This is a genomic window from Moorena sp. SIO4A1 (genome assembly GCF_010672065.1).
Classification (GTDB): Bacteria; Cyanobacteriota; Cyanobacteriia; order Cyanobacteriales; family Coleofasciculaceae; genus Moorena.
The window spans coordinates 1-1,262 of sequence record NZ_JAAHHX010000845.1 but is presented as its reverse complement, the minus strand read 5'-3'; the positions used below and the strand labels follow the sequence as shown (position 1 = coordinate 1,262).

Genomic DNA, 1,262 nt, shown 5'->3' with positions numbered 1-1,262 from the left:
CCTTCCTGGCTTAACTCCTAAATCTTTGAGGGGGCGATAAACGGCATCATCATCTTGAAGGCAAGTCCCTTTTTTCTGACGCAAAGCAAAGTCTACTTTCCTGTCCTGTAGCCACTTAGCTAGCTGAACACTGTGAAATTCTCGGTCTCCTAATACTAGTACAGGTAAGAGGTGCAGCCGCCTTAATACCGGAGTTAGAACTTTTTTTGTTCCGCCAAACTACTGTTTCCTTTTTTCGGCAAAAGTTGCCAATATACAGGAATTGCATGATGACCCCAAGCTAAACTTAATACTATTGTCTTGATGCAGTCGCTCATGGGGGAAACCCCCAAGACCGCGCTGCATCGCTAAATTTCGTTCTTTCCATTGAGTTCTATCAATAATTAATAGCAGATATCCTTGATGAATAAGCTTAAGCTTTTTACATTGTCTTCTTTGTTTTCGATTAGAGTTCCGAATCTTCAACTCTTGTTTAAGTATTTGCTTTATTATGGGAAACCACAAAAGTTTGGCACTCAATTGAGGTAAATCTAAAAATCTTTGTAAACTTCGTACTCGGCTCTGATACTTTATCAGTTGTGGAAATCGTTCAGCTAAGTCCGACAAGCGCACATTTCGATGATTTTGTAAAAGTAAAATTAACAATTGTAGTGTTAGATATTGGCCAGGAGTCAGATGAGTCTCCAACACCGTCTGGTAGAATTTAGGAAACATATTTGTTTTGGGGGAGGCTACAGAGACCTCCCAGTTTTTTGGGCGATTGGTTGGCTTAAACCATTATTCTCTCTAGTTTACAGCTCCCTTGTCACCCCTTGAGCCCAACAATTAAGGGAACTTGAAAATGGCGAAGCGAGGGTAATCGCTTTTACTACCCTCGCTCAACTCTGTGCTTTCTTTCACTGTAGTCCTAACGATTTGTTGATTGTAGACTGGGAGGGGGAAGAAATAGCCCCACCTACCGCCGAGGAAATAGAGAAAGCTTCACAGATAATCAAACAGGCATTTGCCCGTGCTGAGGCGATGCAACCCCGTTCTCCGGAGGAAATTTGGGATAGTTTTGAAGGGACTATCGAGCGAATTTCATCGAGAAAATTCACGCTTGATTTTCCAGGCTTTTAATTTAGCACGAACCGCTTCTTGTCCAGGTTGAGGAGGCTTTTTAGCAATCTGCTCAAAACGCTCCCGATTTTTTTCTTCCCAATAGTCTCGAATCTCTTGAGCTATCTTCAAAACGGTTTGATACTCCGCTTCTACTTCCCTAC

3 pseudogenes are annotated in these 1,262 nt (G+C 42.2%); 1 reads left to right on the top strand and 2 read right to left on the bottom strand.

Features of this window, described 5'->3' with window-relative positions:
- Positions 1-714: pseudogene (locus F6K53_RS43420) on the bottom strand (transposase); the annotation flags it as partial.
- A gap of 117 nt (positions 715-831) precedes the next feature.
- Between F6K53_RS43420 and F6K53_RS46360 the strand changes: the two are divergent.
- Positions 832-1,119: pseudogene (locus F6K53_RS46360) on the top strand (helix-turn-helix domain-containing protein); the annotation flags it as partial.
- On the opposite strand, the pseudogene F6K53_RS43415 reads toward F6K53_RS46360, so the two are convergent.
- Positions 1,081-1,262, bottom strand: a pseudogene (locus F6K53_RS43415) (DUF433 domain-containing protein); the annotation flags it as partial. The pseudogenes F6K53_RS46360 and F6K53_RS43415 sit on opposite strands and share 39 nt — an antisense overlap.